Genomic DNA, 18,053 nt, shown 5'->3' with positions numbered 1-18,053 from the left:
TATTCTTTGATGGTTAAAGTTTTGACACAGGTTTTAACGCCTGTGGTGGAGTAAGGATAGGTTTCTCAAGCCTTTGCTCCATTTTTTTTGGTAACGTTGCTGTGTCCTTAGCTGAAATGCCAGGTGTTGTCGCCGGGGACGCAGGATTTCCTGAGGATGCAGGTGTTGTTGAACCGGCTGGAATATTTGAACTGACTGTAGAAAGTTGGTTCATCAAATAGCTGTCCAAACTAATGCCTGTTTTCTGCTGGAAATTTTTGTTAAACAGTGAAGATGCCTCTTTAAAGCTGAATTTTTCCTTACTTGGTTTGTAGTGGATAAGCGCATCGATATTTTCCTGATACTGTTGCTGTTGTCGCATGATACGGCTCGTGCTATCCTGAATCCGCGCATTGATAATCGAATCCCGCGTGCGGATAGAGTCTTGCTTTTTACGTTCGATATCCGTATAAAACTTATTCTGCTTAGTCAAATTTTCTTCCACTTTCTTGTAAATGGCCGACATGATCTCAGCATCTTTACCATAATAGTTCAGGTTTTTTTTAAAAGATACGGAGTCCAGTCCGTATTTGTCAAAAGTTACCTGATACAAAGGCACCATCACTTTGCGTGCACTATCAATGGGCAAAATATTGAGATACGAATCTGTCAATTGGATTTCTGTCAAAGCATTTACAAATTTGCTTTGTGAGATAATATCCTTCTCTTCTGGTCTGACACAGGAACCAAATAAAAAAATCACCGCAAGTAGATTCAGTATTAATCGTAGCATTTCGTAGTTTTGTACAAATTTACAAAAAGGACCGACATTTGGCACTTTTTACATCATCAAACTATATCGGAAATGAGTATTGCGAGTAATTTAGAAGCTTTAAGATTGGAAACTGAGGCTAAAGGCGTTCAACTTGTAGCGGTTTCAAAGACAAAGTCCAATTCAGAAATCATGGAAGCCTATGAGGCTGGACAACGTATTTTTGGCGAAAATCATGTTCAAGAATTAATTGAGAAAGCTGAGCTTTTACCCAAAGATATTCAGTGGCATATGATCGGCCATCTACAGACGAATAAGGTGAAATATATTGCCTCATTCGTTAGCTTGATTGCTTCCGTAGATTCCTTAAAGCTATTAAAAGAAATTAATAAACATGCGTTAAAAGCCAATCGTGTTATTGATTGTTTATTGCAAGTTTATATCGCTGATGAGGATACCAAATTCGGTCTGGACCATGCGGAGTTGATCGAGCTTCTTCGTGATGAAGAATTCCTGGAACTACAGAATATCCGAATTTGTGGCCTGATGGGAATTGCGTCCAATACCGACAATGAAAAGGTGATCAAAGCGGAGTTCTACGAATTAAAGATGTTATTTGATGGGATTAAAGCTAGCTTCTACCGGAAAGATGATTATTTTAACATACTTTCGATGGGAATGTCATCGGACTATAAATTGGCGATTGAGGAGGGATCAACTATGGTTCGTATCGGAAGCACAATCTTTGGTAAAAGAGTAATTAAACATTATAAAAACAATGACTAAACCAATTATACGCGCAGCAATTAAGTCCGATTGCCCACAAATGCTTGAGTTAATCAAAGAGTTGGCGATCTATGAGAAAGCTCCGGATGAAGTAACGGTTTCTCTCGCGGAGTTTGAAGAAGCGGGGTTTGGCGATAATCCTATTTGGGGTGCATTTGTAGCGGAAGTTGGTGCAGAAATTGTTGGAATTTCATTATATTACGTCAGATACTCCACCTGGAAAGGAAGAAGACTTTACTTGGAAGATTTAATCGTTACCGAAAAAATGCGCGGACTGGGAATGGGTAAGCAACTTTTTGACAGGACGCTTGCCTATGGTAAAGAATGTGGTTACCATGGCATGGTATGGCAAGTTTTGGACTGGAACGAATCTGCCATCAAATTCTACGAGCGGTATAAAGCTGATTTTGATCCGGAGTGGATCAATGTATCGATCACTTATTAAATTAGAGGGAAACAATCAATTCAATGCGGTTTTATCTTTTTTTGAAAATTTTATTTTTAGGCTGTTTGTTGTACTCGTGTCAAAACAAAAGTGTAGCACCTTCCCTAGCTCAGACTGGGGATACACTCTCCTATTACAAAAAAATGGTTGATGAGCACAGTAATTATTTTCTAAAAGGAGAAGATCAATTGGATACTACTTATTTCCGGGCGAGCTATCCGGTGTTCGATGAAGCAAAAATCAATGATCTTGTCTCATCTATTGTTCATCTTGAAGGAGATACCAGCATGGAAGAAGCCGCCCATCGTTTTATCAATGCTTATAATGAATATGTGGATGATAACAATGGTAAATCTACTGCGACCTGGAACCGGGATCTTCAGGTTGATGTAGTTGCAAATACGCCCATGTATCTGGCCATACGAACAAAACAGGAGGAATATACCGGCGGAGCTCATGGCGACCATGTAACCTTATATTCAAACTTTGATAGGCAGTCTAATAGTCCCATTACAATTGACGATATTATTCGCAAAGAAGATAAAGATAAGTTTATCACAATCGCCGAACAGTGTTTTCGTAAACAAGAGGGACTGCATAAGGATGATTCCTTAAATGGAAAATATTTTTTTGAAGATGGTAAGTTTTCGCTTGCGGATAATTTTACATTTGAAAAAAACGAATTATTATTTTATTATAATATCTACGAAATTAAATCTTACGCAGAAGGCGGTACAGAGCTGCGTATTCCCTACACAACTTTTAAAGATCTGATGTCAGAAAAAGGACTACATTATATCAATAGTATCAATTAGCAATCAACTAAACTCAATAAAATAAATGCAGGTTTTTAAATTTGGAGGTGCATCGGTAAAGGATGCGGAAAGTGTCAGAAATTCAGCAAAGATTATTTCGAAATACAAAGGTGAAGCTTTGTTGGTCGTTATTTCTGCCATGGGTAAGACAACAAACCTTCTGGAGAAATTGACCAGAGAATATTATAATAATACGGGCTTGCAGTTTCAGACCCTTGAAGAAGCCAAAGCATTTCATTTTCAAATTCTTCAGGACTTATTTCCTGGAGGTGAACATCCCATATTCGATGAAATTGCCAACTGTTTCGTCGAAATCGAGTGGGTTTTGGAAGAGGATCCGCAGGACTCCTACGATTACCTGTTTGACCAGATTGTGTCCATGGGCGAATTGATTTCGACGAAAATTGTCGCTGCCTATGTTGCCTTTATTGGGGAGAAAGTTAAATGGATAGATGCTCGTGATTATATATTGACCGATAATACCTACCGCGAGGCTATCGTAGACTGGAGCAAAACAGAAGAGAAAATCCGTGCTGAACTTCCATCCATATTAGACGAATATATTGTCATCACGCAGGGTTTTCTGGGATCCACATCGGAGAATTTCACAACAACTTTAGGCCGTGAAGGTTCCGATTATTCAGCAGCTATATTTGCGTCTTGTTTAAATGCTGAAAATGTAACAATTTGGAAAGATGTTCCGGGGGTGCTCAATGCCGATCCCAAATGGTTTGAAAAAACCGAATTGATCCCCGAACTATCGTATACGGATGCGATCGAACTTACCTATTACGGTGCGACTGTCATTCATCCGAAGACGATCAAACCATTACAGAATAAAAAAATCGCCTTAAATGTGCGTTCTTTTGTTGATCCGGAGTCTCCAGGAACGATAATTCGAAGTACAAATCAGACATTACCGGTTCCTTCGTTTATATTTAAAGTAAATCAGATTTTTATTTCCATTTCGCCACGAGATTTTTCTTTCATCGTGGAAGATAACCTCAGGGATATCTTTAACCTGTTTCATGAACATCGTATCAAAATCAATATGATGCACAATACGGCGATCAATTTCACCGTCGCAGTGGATGATACCGGTAAAAACCTGGTGGATTTAATTAACGATCTTGAGCAACGATTTAAAGTTACCCACGAGTCTGGTCTTGAATTAATTACGATACGTTATTATAACCAGGAAACGATCGACCGCGTTTTGGTCGACAAGGAAGTGATCAGTGAATTAAAGGATAGATATACTTGCCAGCTTCTCGTTAAGAAAATATAAATGAATAGATTGATTCTTCAAAAGGAGGTGCAGCTGTTTTTGGAAAAAAACCTGGATGAATCTCCTGTCAAAATAGCTTTAAAGAAATCTCCTTTTGAAGGAATATCGTCTTCTGAACTGGCTGCACAGCTCGATGGTATACAACGTGCAAGGACTAAAATTCCGTTATGGGCAGCGACTCCAGGTATCTATTTTCCTGCTAAATTAAACCTAGAACAATGTTCTTCTGAAAAAACGGCATTATTTAAAAGTTCGCTTATTCAGGAAGGTACAAATTTAATTGATGCAACCAGTGGTTTTGGTGTTGACAGCTTTTATTTTTCAATGCGGGCAAAGCAGGTGATTTCATGTGAGCTCAATCCCGATCTTGCGCAAATCTCTTCGTATAATGCAAAAATATTGTCCGCAACAAATATCAGCGTTGTAGCGGCGGATGGTGTAGATTACATACTTAACCGTTCGCAGGAGCATTTTGATTATATCTATCTGGATCCTTCGCGCAGGGTTCAAAATAAAAAAGTATTTTTATTGGACGAATGTGAGCCCAATTTGGTTGCATTGCAAAACGATTTTTTTGAACGATCTGATGTTATTATCAGCAAGCTCGCGCCATTATTGGATATTTCTTCGGCATTGAGTATGCTAGTTCATGTAAAGGATGTATATGTGGTGTCCTTGCAAAATGATTGTAAAGAGCTTGTTTTTATTCAAGAGAAAGGCTATGAAGGCGAACCAGTCATTCATGCTGTCCGACTGCTGAGAGAGCAACAGCAGATAGTCTCTTTCACCTATACAGAAGAACGTGCAACCCTTGTGGATTATAGTGGCCCCCTATCCTATCTCTACGAACCTGATGTGGCCCTGACCAAAGCTGGAGCGTTTAAAACAATTGCCAGTCGTTTTGGGTTAAAAAAACTACACAAAAGCACCCATTTGTATACCTCCGATCAGAAAATCTCTGATTTTCCCGGGAAAGTATTTGTAATTAAGCAGGTGGAATCTTTTACAGAATTTAAGAAAAAGAAAAGTCCGCTGATAGCTGATATTATCGCTAAGAATTTTCCGTTAAAAACAGAGGCGATCAAAAAGAAGTTTAAGATTAAAGACGCCGGTGACACCTTCAGCTTCTTCACAACAGTGCTGAATGATCAGCTTATTGTCATACATACGCAGCGAATTCTAGAATAGACAATTTGATTACAATTGTCCTGTTTCTTCTCCGTAATTTTAATGTATGGATAAAATCGTATTATCAGCATTAGATTTAGCTCCTGTCAAAAAGGGAGAAAATGCAGCCAGTGCCATCGCTCGCAGTGTAAAGGTTGCCCAGCATATCGAAAAACTGGATTTTAAAAGAATCTGGGTTGCCGAACACCATAATATGGAATATATCGCAAGTTCGGCAACCTCACTACTTATACAACATATTGCTTCGAATACTGACCGGATCAGAGTGGGTTCGGGCGGTATCATGTTGCCTAATCACGCTCCCCTAGTGATCGCGGAACAATTTGGTACATTGGAAACGTTATTTCCGGGGCGAATTGATCTTGGTTTAGGTCGGGCACCGGGTACTGATCAATTGACTGCAATGGCCTTGCGAAGAAATAACTTAAATACTGCATTTCAGTTTCCGCAGGAGGTCAAAGATCTTCAACGTTATTTCAGCATAGATAATTATGATGCAAAAGTGCGTGCATTTCCCGGTGAAGGGCTGGAAATCCCTCTTTATATTCTGGGATCTAGTACGGATAGCGCTTATTTAGCGGCCAGTTTAGGGCTCCCCTACGCTTTTGCGACACACTTTGCTCCGGCCCAATTTGCCTCGGCAAGTATGATCTATCATCAGAATTTTGTGCCATCGGAGGTGTTGGATAAACCTTATTTTATTTCCTGTGTCAATGTTATCGCTTCAGAAACTACCGAAGAAGCCGAGTTTTTGTCTACCAGCTTTTTTAATTTATTCGCTGGTATTGTAACGAACACAAGGAGACCCTTATCTCCGCCGACAGAGGAAGTAATTTATAAAGGAATTCCAGCTATTGAACAAGCTGTACAGAGCATGGCCTCCTGTGCTTTTGTGGGGGATAAAAACAAGATCGCTCCAGAAATAGAAAAATTTGTCAAAGATCATAAAGTCGATGAAATTATGGCTACTTCCTATATTTTTGACGACGAAAAATGCCTGCGATCATTTTCCTTGCTTAAGGAAGCGCTTGCTTAAGGCGCCCTAGGGGATTATATATTGTGAATTTTTATATATTTAAATAAAAATTCACAATATATGAACAGCTATTCTGCTTTTACCATACTGTTTGGGCTATTACTCATCCAAGCTTGTCATAGTCCCATGACAAAAAGGGAGGATACCTCGATTGATTCAGTTGCCACGAAAGATAGTTCGACTTTATTGTCAAAAGACAGTACGGACTTGTTGAGATCTGCGTCGGCCGATAGCTCAAAAGGGCAGATTTTTTTGGTGCGCAGTTATCGCATCTGGGAAAAAGAGGATCCCACCGCTGTATTGAATAAGGATTGGTTTGATCTCTTTGAGCGCGAGGGAAAATATTATTTAGAGAAAGTGGATTATGAAATTAAAGATGGTTACGACGAATGTGCTCAGGTCCCTTCTAAAAGTGTCGAGTCTAAAAGAAACTCGCTTTTGTTTCTGAATATAAAGGGCTTGAAGCCGGGGGCCTTGGAGAATATGCAGATAAAACATTCGGAGATATGGCCTAAGGAATCCGTAGAATATAATTTCAGAAAACAGCATATTATCCTGAAAGGGTTGGGAGATATTAAATCGACCGAAGTACAAACTGACGAAAAAGGGCATGAAAAGATATTTCATGAAGTAGCTCATTATAAGCTCAATGTCGTCTTTGGAGGAACGCATGAAATGACATTGTTTCAAAAGGATCAATATGAACATGTATTTATGTCCACACAGTTTGTTGGCGATATAGATCGTGACGGGCAATTGGATTTTATCTTTTCAAATCCGGGGAACTATGAGGAAGAAGCGCTGCTTTTGTTTCTTTCTAATGGTGGAAAACCATTGATTTTCGAGGCAAATGAACAGTTTGATTGTTAATTTGCGGTCATGAAAAAAATAAAAACAGTTCTGCATCAAATGAAGTCCATTCATCGGGCTTTGATTGCAATTTGCGTTTTTACACTTGTATATCTCTTCTCCCCGATTGAAACTTTGACCTTGTTAAGCTTGGTTCTGTGTTGGCTTGGCTTTTGTATTTCCTATATATTGGTCTCCTGGTATACGTTTTATACCATGCCGGTGACCACAATTGCCAAGAAAGCGCAGCAGGAAGACGGTAGCCAACTTTTTGTATCCCTATTTATAATATTGGTTACGCTTAGTTGCTTTATCTCTGTGCTAATGATCATTATATCGACTAAGGAAAAACAGCTTGATAATTCATTTATTATCATTATATGTATGTTTGCTATGCTTGCATCGTGGTGTTTGGTCCATACTATATATACATTCCATTATGCGCGTTTATATTATGAAAATGATTCTCATGGAAGTGGCCTGGAATTTCCGGGCGATGATAAGCCGGATTATATGGACTTTGCCTATTTTTCATTTGTCATGGGTTGCACATTTCAGGTATCCGACGTAGGCATCTCATCAAAGAAAATCAGACGGGTTGCGCTGTTTCACGGTCTGCTATCCTTTGCACTGAATACATTCGTGGTGGCATTGACTATCAATATCATTTCCGGTTTTATCAATTGAGTTTTTAAGCTAAAAACCGTATTTTAGTCCAAAATTTATACACATGAAGTCGTTCAAACTCTTAGTCGCGCTCGTTTTATGCTTTATTACCATTGTTTCATGTAAAAAAAATGAAACACCTGATGCTGGTGCGGCTACCGGTATTTCTGGAAGTTTTATTGGCAGGGTTCAATTTCAGGACAATTCATTGTCTGTTGATCGATCCAATAGATTGATCCGCATTCTACCTGACGGCGGCAACCAATCGTTTAAAATTGAATTCTTTACAGGGGTGCCAAATATTACGGGAGTTCGCTTTAATAAGGATAACGACAGCACCTGGATCTCGAATGATACAACAGGACTAAAAAAGGTGACCATAGAGGGCAAATCTCTTAAAATAAACTACCAATTAAATAGTCAACGCTGGATTGTGGATGACGGGATTCGTAAATAATAATCAATCTAAATTGTCATAATAACTTCATTTTTCGTTGGGAATGTATTTCCTTATCGCTATATTTAGCCAAGCATAAGGAAAAGAGAAATGAAACATATCCAGAAAATTGGAGCAATTGCTTCTGTATTTGCCATAGTCATCGCCTTGAGTGGATTTAACTTCCAGCAGGAAAAACCTCAGGAAGAACCCAAGCCTACAAATTTAAAAGTCTTACCGAAAAATATCTCACATGACGAATTGATCGCGACAATGAAAGAGTTTAACGTCGCGTTGGGTGTAAAATGTGGATTTTGTCATGCGCCTTCAAAAGAAGATCCCAAAAAGATGGATTTTGCAAGTGATGAAAATCACAAAAAGGAAATTGGTCGGGCAATGATCAAGATGACACAAAAGATCAACAAAAAATATTTCAATCGTAGTTGGGATAACTCACCGGCCAAAGCAATTTCCTGTAAAACTTGTCATGGCGGCAAGGAAGAACCAGAAATGGTAATAGCGAGAAACTAATCAAACTATATATTCATGTAACACCGTAAGGTTTCTCTTATGGTGTTTTTTTTTGCCTATTCTTCTTAGTTATTGCTGTTTCGCTTAGTCCAGAGGTTTTGAAACTCATCCTAAATTTTGAACATGTGTCTGGGTGATGATATAGGTTTATCTATGACCGAAATTCTTGTCTACAAAATGTCTACAAATTTTTCGGCTTGTTTACTAAATCACCCATGTCAAGGAGTGGTTCTATGTTCCCAAAAGGGCATTTTACTTAAAAAGGGCCTTATCATGTGTAATGCTAAGACCCTTTTTGTACCCGGAGCCGGAGTCGAACCGGCACGGTTTCCCACTGGTGTTTGAGACCAGCGCGTCTACCAATTCCGCCATCCGGGCATATCCGTTTGGGATGATGCAAAAGTAAGGAAAGTTTTTATTTTTCCAAACGATCTGCTACTTCTTTTCCTAAACTGCCTGAAAATGAATTAGAAATTTTTTATAAAACTATTTGTAATACCGCTTCAAAGGCTTAACTAGCATTTTTTTCTTAATTTTAAGCTGGAAATATTAGGCAAATCATGGAAAAGGTAAAGTTAGGAAATAGTGAAATTGAATTCAAACCGATCGTTTTCGGCGGGAATGTATTTGGCTGGACTGTAGATGAGCAACAGTCGTTTGCTCTTTTGGACGCGTTCGTCGATATGGGCTTTAGTTTTATAGATACATCCAATAACTACTCTCATTGGGTACCAGGCCACACTGGATCAGAGTCCGAGTCCATTATAGGTAAATGGATCAGTAAACGGGATGTGCGGGATAAAATTCAGATTGCGACGAAGGTGGGCGGACGTCATGCCGGTAATGACAAGCCCAATTTGAAAAAAGAACATATTATCAAATCTGTTGACGAATCACTTATGCGATTGAAAGTAGATACAATAGATCTCTATCAGTCGCATCACGATGACCTTTCAACGGCCATAGATGAAACCTTGGAGGCTTATCAGCAACTGGTGCATGCTGGTAAGATAAAATGGATCGGAGCGTCTAATTTAAGTCCTGAGCGCCTAAAGGAGTCATTGGTTGTCGCGGAGAAGAATGGTCTCCCTGCCTATGTAGCCATCCAGCCCGAATATAATTTATACGACCGTTCAAAATATGAGAAAGATTATGAGCAACTCGCGGTTGAAAATCACTTGGGTGTAATCACGTACTATTCCCTTGCAAGCGGATTTCTTTCTGGAAAATATAGGTCGGTGGCGGATATTAAAGATGTGAAGAGATCGGATGCCTTAAAAGGTCGGTTTGATAACCGTGGACTTCGTATTCTGGACGCCATAGCCCAGGTAGCCCACAATCAACAGGTCGCTATGTCAACAATCGCACTTGCGTGGATTCTTCATCGACCTTCAGTCGCTGCACCTATTGTCAGTGCCACTTCCCTACAACAACTTGAGGAACTAACTAAAGCGACCAAAATAAAGTTGTCCACTGAAGAAATGTCCTTGCTAAATATAGCTAGCACATGGGAAGAAAATTAATGCGTGTTTGGTTTTAATTTGTTGGTATAGAGGTTTTTAAAATAAAATTCAGTGCTATTCAGAATATTATTTGGTCAGTTTGGCCGTAAAAGGTTTGATAACTGGATTTTTTATGAATTAATTCTTTATATTTAGGGTATTAAACCTCTGTAATTCAATGCAAAAAATATCCTGACAAAATATTATTTTGTCAGGATATTTTCTATGTTTTATTGTTGTAAATAGAACAATCAGAGGTTTGCCGGTCTCTTCTCGTTCAATAGGCTAAGGACCTCTGTTGGTACCATTGCGCTAACATCTCCCCCGTTAAACCAGATATCCCGTACGATAGTTGACGATATGTGGGCCTTCCCGGATCTGCTCATCAAAAAATAGCTTTCGATCGTGGGGTTTAGTAACAGGTTGTTTTGAGCTATCGCATTTTCAAACTCGAAATCTCCCGTGTTTCGTAAACCGCGTAATATAAATTTCGCACCGACTTTCTGGCAGAAATCTACGGTCAGACCACTATACTTTACCACTTCTATCGCTTGAGCACCCTTAAAAAGATGCTGTATGCAATTGACACGCTCCTCATGGTCCAACATGCCTTTTTTGTTCGCATTATAACCTACTGCAATAATGATTTTATCAAATAGTGGCAGGGCTCTTTCAACCAGATCTTGATGAGCTGAAGTAAAGGGGTCAAACGAGCCCGGAAAAACAGCAATTTTCATACTATTGAGGATTTGTGTAAAATGAAAAAGATGAATAACCGTATTTTCTGGTTTCTATAAAATTCGGGTGTTCCTCCATCTGCCTTGTAGAAGGATGTTCTACAATAAGAAGCCCGTTGTCATTCAATAGATTGTGATCGAAGATCAATTTTGGCAATTGGGGCAGTTTTGGAATATCGTAAGGTGGATCTGCGAAAATTAGGTCATACGTATTTTTACAGCTGCTAATAAACTTAAAGACATCTGCTTTCTTTGCTTTGATCTGTTCAAGTTTCATTTTTTTTGCAGTCTCGGTAATATATTGTACACATTTAAAATGCAGATCAATAGAATCTACCTGTTTCACTTCGCGCGAGGCTAGTTCAAAACTAATATTTCCAGTGCCCGCGAAAAGATCAAGGCAATGGAGCCCATCAAATTCCAGACGATTCTGCAAAATATTAAACAATGCTTCCTTAGCAATATCTGTGGTCGGCCTGACCGGTAAATTGGTCGGCGGGTTCAGCCTTAAGCCACCTATTCTACCTCCTATTATTCGCATAATATTGAATCAAATAGTATGTTGTAAGGTGTTAAGCTGCTTTCGATCTCTTGATCCGCCAAGACCACTTTTGTTTTTAGCTCCAAAACTTCGATGTCACCCGCATAGGATGCAATCCGTTTATAATAAGAATCATTTGGAACTTCACCGGAAAGAAGAATCTTATCGATGGAATCACCCAGACTGAACTGTGTCAATATATTCAAGACGTAATAGCTGATATCATCAAGGTTATGAATTTCAAAACTGTTATAAAGCTGAAAACCCCCATTCTTGAATAGATAAAAGTCAACCATGTTGTCAGCTACAAAATGTAATCCCAACGCAGTTCCTCTGATGGATATACGCTCCTGAGCACGGTCCAATACAACGGCAAATTCAGGAAGGATCACAGCGTCAGGAAATAATCTGCGCCAACGATTTAAAAGAAGTTTATCGAACTGATATAAAGCTACTAAACCAAGGTTATCTAAATAGTAAATAAATGTATTCTCAAGATCTGAAGTGCCCAAAAATTGCAGGTATTGTGCAATATTATCCTTCTGAAAAACCTCTTTGGGTATAAATGTAAAACTCTGGTGTGGGATCACAATCCGAACGAATCGAAACGGTAGACTCATTATTCTTGTTGCATCTAAAATTGGCTCCTCTGAGGGATACTCGATCAATATCGGTGCTACTGACTTCTTATCGACTACCGCTAACACATCTTTCTGGAAGCCAGCTTTTACCAAAAGGTTATACTCAGGTAAGTAATGAATGTTAAATTGTTTTGAAATATAATTCATTCGCTGAATTGTAAAAATAAAAACTTGTTAAAGCAAAAATAGCTTTTTCTAGAGGATAAGACAAACCTTTTAAATAACTTTGGGCGTGTTCATCAAAAATCTGCTAATACAACAATTTCCCTGGCAACCAACTGCACAGCAGCTGGAAGCATTCGAGTTATTGGAAGAGTTTCTGCTCGCTTTTGACAGGCAGTCCTGTTTTGTTCTCAAAGGTTATGCTGGTACTGGTAAAACAACACTAATTGCTGCATTGGTCAAAGTGCTTCCCGCATTGAAGAAACGGGCCGTACTCCTCGCTCCGACAGGTAGGGCCGCTAAAGTGATGAGTTACTATTCGGGACGAAAAGCTTTAACCATCCACAAGAAGATTTACCGGAAAAAGTCTGCCATTTCTTTTCAAATGGACTTTACGCTTGCGGAAAATTTACATGAAGATACTCTTTTTATTGTTGACGAAGCTTCAATGATCTCCAATGAAGCGGTAAATATGTTTTCAAAAAGTCTTTTGGATGATCTGATTCGTTATGTGCAATCCGGCAAGAATTGTAGCTTGCTTTTTGTGGGAGATACTGCCCAATTGCCGCCTGTTGGTCTACTGGACAGTCCGGCATTAAATCCCGGCTATCTCGAACATGAATTTCACCTCTGTGTCTATCCTTATGAATTGACTACCGTGGTTAGGCAGTCCCAGGATTCGGGCATATTGTACAATGCGACTAAAATACGTAATGAGATTATATCCGCTGAGGAAGGACAGCTTGATTTCCCGTTTCCTAAGTTCATAACAAAAGGATTTAAAGACCTTTATCGTATGACTGGTGAACGATTGATTGAAGGTATAAATTATGCATATGATAAATATGGTGTAGAGAACACCATGATCATATGCCGTTCAAACCGTTCGGCAAACCTATATAATCAGAACATTCGCAACAGAATCCTTTTTAGGGATGAGGAGTTGACCGGCGGCGACTATATCATGGTGGTAAAGAACAATTACTTTTGGCTGCAGGAAAACAACATGGGCGATGGTTTTATTGCAAACGGCGATATGGCCAAAGTCAGGAAAGTGAGTAATATCCACGAACAGCATGGTTACAGGTTTGCTGATGTTACGCTGGAATTTATGGATTTTGATGAAATAGAACCCATCACCTGTCGCGTTATTTTAGACAGTCTCTATACAGAAGGACCTAACCTTTCGTATGAAAGCCAGAAAAACCTATACGAAGAGATCGGGATGGATTATGCGGATATCCTGGATAAAAAGGATCGACTTGAAGCTATTAAGAAAGATCCTTATTACAATGCATTGCAGATCAAATTTGCTTTCGCAATCACTTGTCACAAAGCACAAGGGGGACAATGGCCCATTGTTTTCGTTGATCAGGGATATCTCAATGATGAAATGTTGGATCTTGAATTTCTTCGCTGGCTATATACTGGTGTTACCCGGGCTACGCAGGAACTTTTTTTGGTAAACTTTAATGAAAACTTCTATCCATCATAGGATTATTACACGAATCATTCTTTTGACTGTGTAATAATGAATATTTTAGCGACCAAAACCAAGATTACACAATTATCTATATTTATTTGATGCATAAGTTCTATTTTATCTTTGCAGCTAGTCTATTGCCTTACTTTGGTGCTGCACAACAGATTGAAAAGCCTCCGGTAAAACCGAATTATCAGTTGGCTGCCAAATTTTCGCCGGAGAAATTAAAGAAAATGATTTTCTCTACGACCATTAAGCCAAACTGGATCAATTTTTCGGATCGTTTTTGGTATGACTATGCCAGCCCACAAGGGAAAAATTGGTATATCGTAAACCCAGCACTCAAAAAGAAAGAGACTCTTTTTGATAGTGAGCATCTCGCTGCTCAAATTACTAAAATTGTCAAAAATCCTGTTGATGCCCAACATCTAGAATTACAGGGTTTAAGATTTACGAAAGATGAAAAAAAAATCAGATTTCAGATTCAAAGCACGAAAGATACTGTAAAGTCCAAAGATGAGATCGAAAAACTTAAAAATAAATCCGATACGACAAAAAAGAAACTCTTCTATTTGGAATATGATTTCGCATCAAAGATAGTATCTGAAATTAGTGATTCTACGAAAGTAAAAACTCCCCTGTCCTGGGCAAGTTTCTCCCCGGATACCAATACGGTGTATTTTGCCAAAGACTTTAATCTGTATTGGATGGACAAAGCCAATTATCTGAAAGCAGTCAAAAATGAGAAAGATAGCACTATTGTCGAACACCAGATTACAAAAGACGGGGTACAATACTATGCTTGGGGCGGCGATGAATATAGTACCACTACGGGTGACGAAAAGGATAAAGATAATGAAACGAAACGCAAACGTGTATGGATAAGCTGGTCACCTGATGGTCGCTATTTTACGCTGACAAGAAAAGACAATAGATCGTTGCGACCTTTGTGGGTGATCAATAATGTGGGTTCTTCCCGACCTACCCTGGAGACATATAAATACCAGATGCCGGGTGAGGTTGACTCAACCGAGACTGAATTCTATATCTTTGAGGCAGCAACAAAGGCTCCGCGCAGAATAAATATCGCAGCTTTTAAAAATCAGACCATTTCCAGCTGGACCAAAACACCAGACAGAAATTCATACAAAGAAGATTACTACATTAATTACTGGCTGGGTAATAACGAAGAATTCTATATTTCCCGTTCCAGCCGTGATTTAAAAAGAATAGATCTGTTAAAGGTAAATGTGAACGGAACAGTAAATCCCATTATTCAGGAACGTTCCAATGTATATCTGGATGTTCAAAAGCCTCTATTGCTCGAAAATGGAAAACAATTGGTTCATTGGTCCGAAAGAGACGGGTGGGGTCATTATTATCGCTATGACACCAATGGTAAATTTATAAACCAAATTACTAAGGGAAGCTTTCACTGTGAGGAAATTACGGGGTTAGATCCGACCACTCAGACCTTATTTTTTACTGCATCTGGTCGTGAGAAAAATGAGGATCCCTATTACCTTCACCATTATAGTGTCAATCTAAACGGAAATGGAATTAAACTGCTGAATCCGGGTAATTTTGATCATCAGATCGAGATGAGTGAATCGTCCAAATATTTTGTAAACAATTCTTCAAGAGTAAATACAACACCCGAATCTGTATTATTAAATGGCAACGGACAGAAGATTATGACGCTTGAAAAAGCAGATTTGTCGCTGTTATTTGCTGCAGGTTATAAATTCCCTGAGCCGTTTAAAGTAAAGGCTGGCGACGGTACCACAGATCTCTATGGTGTCATGTATAAGCCTTTTGACTTTGATAGTACAAGAACCTACCCTATTGTAGAATATGTCTATCCGGGACCGCAGACAGAAGCTGTGAATAAATCTTTTGGACGGAGCATGGACCGGATAGACCGATTAGCCCAATTTGGCTTTATTGTGGTTACTGTTGGAAATCGCGGCGGACATCCATCCCGTTCACAATGGTACCATACCTATGGTTATGGCAATCTGCGGGATTATGGATTGGAAGATAAAAAGGCGACGGCAGAGCAACTCGCAGACCGTTATAAGTTTATTGACATCAATCGTGTAGGCATTACAGGACACTCCGGAGGCGGATTTATGTCGACAGCGGCAATGCTTGTTTATCCCGACTTTTTTAAAGTTGCCGTATCGGGAGCGGGCAACCACGAAAATCAGATCTACAACCGCTGGTGGAGCGAACGCCACCATGGTGTAACAGAAAAGGTTTCGGCAAAAGGTGATACGACGTTTTCATATCAGATCAACAAGAACACGGAATTAGCCAAAAACCTAAAAGGACGACTCTTGATCGCTACTGGCGATATTGACAACAACGTTCATCCGGCAAACTCAATTCGGATGGTCGATGCATTGATCAAAGCAAATAAACGGTTCGACTTCTTGCTCTTACCGGGACAAAGGCATGGATTCGGCGATATGACAGAGTATTTCTTCTGGAAGATGGGTGATTATTTTAGTCAATACCTTTTGGGAGATTCCAAAATGAACGAAGTTGATATGACCGAAATGAATCGAGAGAAGCCGCTAAAATAACAGGTTTATGACCTATCATGAAAAAATAAAGTTTTTGTCCGTTACCTTAAGATCGTTTGAGGTAACGGATTTTTCTTTGGATATGCTTGCTGGTATTAGCCTTCAGGATTTGCTCAACATTTCGCTGGAGAAGGATAAAACACTGTCTTTTCGTGCTGCCTGGGTGTTTGAGACAATTGTTTTAAAGGACACGGCTCTGCTTCAAGGGTTGTTGCCACAATTCTTTGAGAATCTGAAAAAACAAAAAAACTGGAGTTGCCTTAGGAGTTATAGTAAAATATTGATGTACTTAACATCAAAAAAGAATAAAAGCTACTATCTTGATAAAAAGACTGAAGAAGCGCTTATTGAATATGCTTTTCAATGGCTGATTGACCAACAATGTCCCGTAGCTGTGCTGGTCAATTGTTTGGATATTTTAAATAATCTGAGCAAGAAACATACTTGGATAAAAGAGGAGCTTTTTGCTCAGATCAGTTATTTTCAGAAGATAAAACCAAGCCCGGCATTGCTGAGCCGTACGAAGCGAATCCTTCAAAGTAACTGATTGGAAGGGTATTTTTAAGCTTAGTAATTAAAATAACGTGTTTCCTTTTGGATTATGTGTGCGGCCGAGGTGCTTATATGCAGCTTCTGTACATTCACGTCCTCTGGAGGTGCGCATGATGTAACCTTCCTGGATCAGAAAAGGTTCATATACCTCTTCTATTGTACCTTCATCTTCTCCTACTGCAGTGGCAACAGTTTTAAGACCAACGGGACCACCTTTGAATTTATCAATAATTGTGGTCAAGATTTTATTGTCCATTTCATCTAAACCATTTTCATCGACATTAAGCGCATGAAGTGCATATTTCGCTATTTCCTGATCAATGCTTCCATTTCCTTTGATCTGGGCAAAGTCTCGTGTCCGGCGCAACAAAGCATTTGCAATCCGTGGGGTTCCCCTACTCCTGCGTGCAATTTCGTACGCTCCTTCGTCAGAGATCGGCGTATTCAGAATGTGTGCAGAACGGAGTACGATCGTGGTCAATAATTTTGCATCATAATATTGAAGCCGTGAATTGATGCCAAACCGTGCGCGTAGCGGAGCTGTCAGGAGGCCTGAACGGGTTGTTGCACCAATTAGGGTAAAAGGATTCAATGAAATCTGAACAGAGCGGGCATTTGGTCCCGTCTCCAGCATGATGTCAATTTTGAAATCCTCCATTGCCGAATAGAGATACTCCTCAACCAAGGGGCTTAAACGATGGATTTCATCGATAAAGAGCACATCCCCCTCCTCCAGATTTGTCAACAGCCCGGCAAGGTCTCCGGGCTTATCCAAGACTGGGCCGGAGGTGATTTTTATACCTACACCCATTTCATTTGCGATGATGTGGGATAGTGTTGTTTTACCTAGTCCCGGAGGCCCATGCAACAATACATGATCCAACGCTTCTCCGCGCAGTCGCGCAGCTTTCACAAAAATATTTAGATTCTCCAATATTTTTGCCTGTCCCGTAAAATCTTCAAAAGCCTGGGGGCGCAATGCCCGTTCGATATCGCGATCGGTATTGCTCAAACGTTCGGGGTTTGGATCTAAATTCTCATTCATTGACCAATAAT

The 18,053-nt window shown here is 39.6% G+C and carries 19 protein-coding genes and 1 tRNA gene; 14 read left to right on the top strand and 6 right to left on the bottom strand.

Annotated elements, in window-relative coordinates; translation table 11 throughout:
• Positions 1-13: 13 nt before the first annotated feature.
• Positions 14-772 (bottom strand): DUF4296 domain-containing protein, encoded by a 759-nt coding sequence (locus DCO56_RS13480; RefSeq protein ID WP_108634278.1) that lies wholly within the window; start codon positions 770-772, stop codon positions 14-16.
• Positions 773-844: 72 nt separating this feature from the next.
• Here DCO56_RS13480 and DCO56_RS13475 point away from each other — a divergent pair, with 72 nt between their 5' ends.
• The 10 genes from DCO56_RS13475 to DCO56_RS13430 all read left to right on the top strand — a co-directional run bounded on the left by DCO56_RS13475 (position 845) and on the right by DCO56_RS13430 (position 8,791).
• Positions 845-1,537, top strand: a complete 693-nt coding sequence (locus DCO56_RS13475; RefSeq protein ID WP_108634277.1) for a YggS family pyridoxal phosphate-dependent enzyme — start codon at positions 845-847, stop codon at positions 1,535-1,537.
• The gene (locus DCO56_RS13470) at positions 1,530-1,982 is read left to right on the top strand and encodes a GNAT family N-acetyltransferase (RefSeq protein WP_108634276.1); all 453 of its coding nucleotides are present in this window, start codon (positions 1,530-1,532) and stop codon (positions 1,980-1,982) included. The genes DCO56_RS13475 and DCO56_RS13470 overlap by 8 nt, the downstream gene beginning before the upstream one ends.
• A 143-nt stretch (positions 1,983-2,125) precedes the next feature.
• A complete protein-coding gene (locus DCO56_RS13465) occupies positions 2,126-2,797 on the top strand; it encodes a DUF3298 and DUF4163 domain-containing protein (RefSeq protein ID WP_165306813.1) in 672 nt (223 codons plus the stop codon).
• Between the two features lie 25 nt (positions 2,798-2,822).
• Complete coding sequence (locus DCO56_RS13460) at positions 2,823-4,085, top strand: aspartate kinase (RefSeq protein ID WP_108634274.1); 1,263 nt, start codon at positions 2,823-2,825, stop codon at positions 4,083-4,085.
• Positions 4,086-5,273, top strand: a complete 1,188-nt coding sequence (locus DCO56_RS13455; RefSeq protein ID WP_108634273.1) for a THUMP-like domain-containing protein — start codon at positions 4,086-4,088, stop codon at positions 5,271-5,273.
• Positions 5,274-5,319: 46 nt separating this feature from the next.
• Entirely contained in the window at positions 5,320-6,309 is a 990-nt protein-coding gene (locus tag DCO56_RS13450) for an LLM class flavin-dependent oxidoreductase (RefSeq protein WP_108634272.1), read from the top strand.
• Positions 6,310-6,369: 60 nt separating this feature from the next.
• Positions 6,370-7,179, top strand: a complete 810-nt coding sequence (locus tag DCO56_RS13445) for a hypothetical protein (RefSeq protein ID WP_108634271.1) — start codon at positions 6,370-6,372, stop codon at positions 7,177-7,179.
• A gap of 9 nt (positions 7,180-7,188) precedes the next feature.
• Positions 7,189-7,845, top strand: a complete 657-nt coding sequence (locus tag DCO56_RS13440; RefSeq protein ID WP_108634270.1) for a DUF1345 domain-containing protein — start codon at positions 7,189-7,191, stop codon at positions 7,843-7,845.
• Between the two features lie 43 nt (positions 7,846-7,888).
• The gene (locus tag DCO56_RS13435; protein ID WP_108634269.1) at positions 7,889-8,281 is read left to right on the top strand and encodes a hypothetical protein; all 393 of its coding nucleotides are present in this window, start codon (positions 7,889-7,891) and stop codon (positions 8,279-8,281) included.
• A 90-nt stretch (positions 8,282-8,371) separates the two neighbouring features.
• The gene (locus tag DCO56_RS13430; RefSeq protein ID WP_108634268.1) at positions 8,372-8,791 is read left to right on the top strand and encodes a c-type cytochrome; all 420 of its coding nucleotides are present in this window, start codon (positions 8,372-8,374) and stop codon (positions 8,789-8,791) included.
• 298 nt (positions 8,792-9,089) lie between these two features.
• Here DCO56_RS13430 and DCO56_RS13425 read toward each other — a convergent pair.
• A tRNA-Leu gene (locus DCO56_RS13425) sits at positions 9,090-9,169 on the bottom strand.
• A gap of 182 nt (positions 9,170-9,351) precedes the next feature.
• On the opposite strand from DCO56_RS13425, the gene DCO56_RS13420 reads away from it, so the two are divergent.
• A complete protein-coding gene (locus tag DCO56_RS13420) occupies positions 9,352-10,314 on the top strand; it encodes an aldo/keto reductase (RefSeq protein ID WP_108634267.1) in 963 nt (320 codons plus the stop codon).
• Positions 10,315-10,544: 230 nt separating this feature from the next.
• Here the strand turns inward: DCO56_RS13420 and coaD are convergent, their stop codons facing one another.
• From coaD to DCO56_RS13405, 3 genes are read right to left on the bottom strand one after another with little or no spacing between them, the layout of a single operon-like run.
• Positions 10,545-11,030 (bottom strand): pantetheine-phosphate adenylyltransferase, encoded by a 486-nt coding sequence (gene coaD, locus DCO56_RS13415; RefSeq protein WP_108634266.1) that lies wholly within the window; start codon positions 11,028-11,030, stop codon positions 10,545-10,547.
• 1 nt (position 11,031) lies between these two features.
• Positions 11,032-11,571: a 16S rRNA (guanine(966)-N(2))-methyltransferase RsmD gene (gene rsmD / locus DCO56_RS13410; RefSeq protein ID WP_108634265.1), complete on the bottom strand. Its 540-nt coding sequence runs from the start codon at positions 11,569-11,571 to the stop codon at positions 11,032-11,034.
• Positions 11,562-12,359 carry a DUF3822 family protein gene (locus tag DCO56_RS13405; RefSeq protein ID WP_108634264.1) on the bottom strand — a complete coding sequence of 266 codons (798 nt, stop codon included), beginning with the start codon at positions 12,357-12,359 and terminating at the stop codon, positions 11,562-11,564. The genes rsmD and DCO56_RS13405 overlap by 10 nt, the downstream gene beginning before the upstream one ends.
• A gap of 85 nt (positions 12,360-12,444) precedes the next feature.
• Here DCO56_RS13405 and DCO56_RS13400 point away from each other — a divergent pair, with 85 nt between their 5' ends.
• The 3 genes from DCO56_RS13400 (at position 12,445) to DCO56_RS13390 (ending at position 16,992) form a co-directional block, all read left to right on the top strand.
• Positions 12,445-13,869: an ATP-dependent DNA helicase gene (locus DCO56_RS13400; RefSeq protein ID WP_108634551.1), complete on the top strand. Its 1,425-nt coding sequence runs from the start codon at positions 12,445-12,447 to the stop codon at positions 13,867-13,869.
• 89 nt (positions 13,870-13,958) lie between these two features.
• Positions 13,959-16,445: a S9 family peptidase gene (locus DCO56_RS13395; RefSeq protein WP_108634263.1), complete on the top strand. Its 2,487-nt coding sequence runs from the start codon at positions 13,959-13,961 to the stop codon at positions 16,443-16,445.
• 7 nt (positions 16,446-16,452) lie between these two features.
• Positions 16,453-16,992, top strand: a complete 540-nt coding sequence (locus tag DCO56_RS13390; RefSeq protein ID WP_108634262.1) for a hypothetical protein — start codon at positions 16,453-16,455, stop codon at positions 16,990-16,992.
• A 27-nt stretch (positions 16,993-17,019) separates the two neighbouring features.
• On the opposite strand, the gene ruvB is transcribed toward DCO56_RS13390, so the two are convergent.
• Positions 17,020-18,042, bottom strand: a complete 1,023-nt coding sequence (gene ruvB / locus DCO56_RS13385; RefSeq protein WP_108634261.1) for a Holliday junction branch migration DNA helicase RuvB — start codon at positions 18,040-18,042, stop codon at positions 17,020-17,022.
• Positions 18,043-18,053 lie beyond the last annotated feature (11 nt).

This window comes from Sphingobacterium athyrii (assembly GCF_003071065.1).
In the GTDB taxonomy this organism is placed as follows: Bacteria; Bacteroidota; Bacteroidia; order Sphingobacteriales; family Sphingobacteriaceae; genus Sphingobacterium; species Sphingobacterium athyrii.
This window is presented reverse-complemented; position numbering and strand designations above follow the sequence as displayed.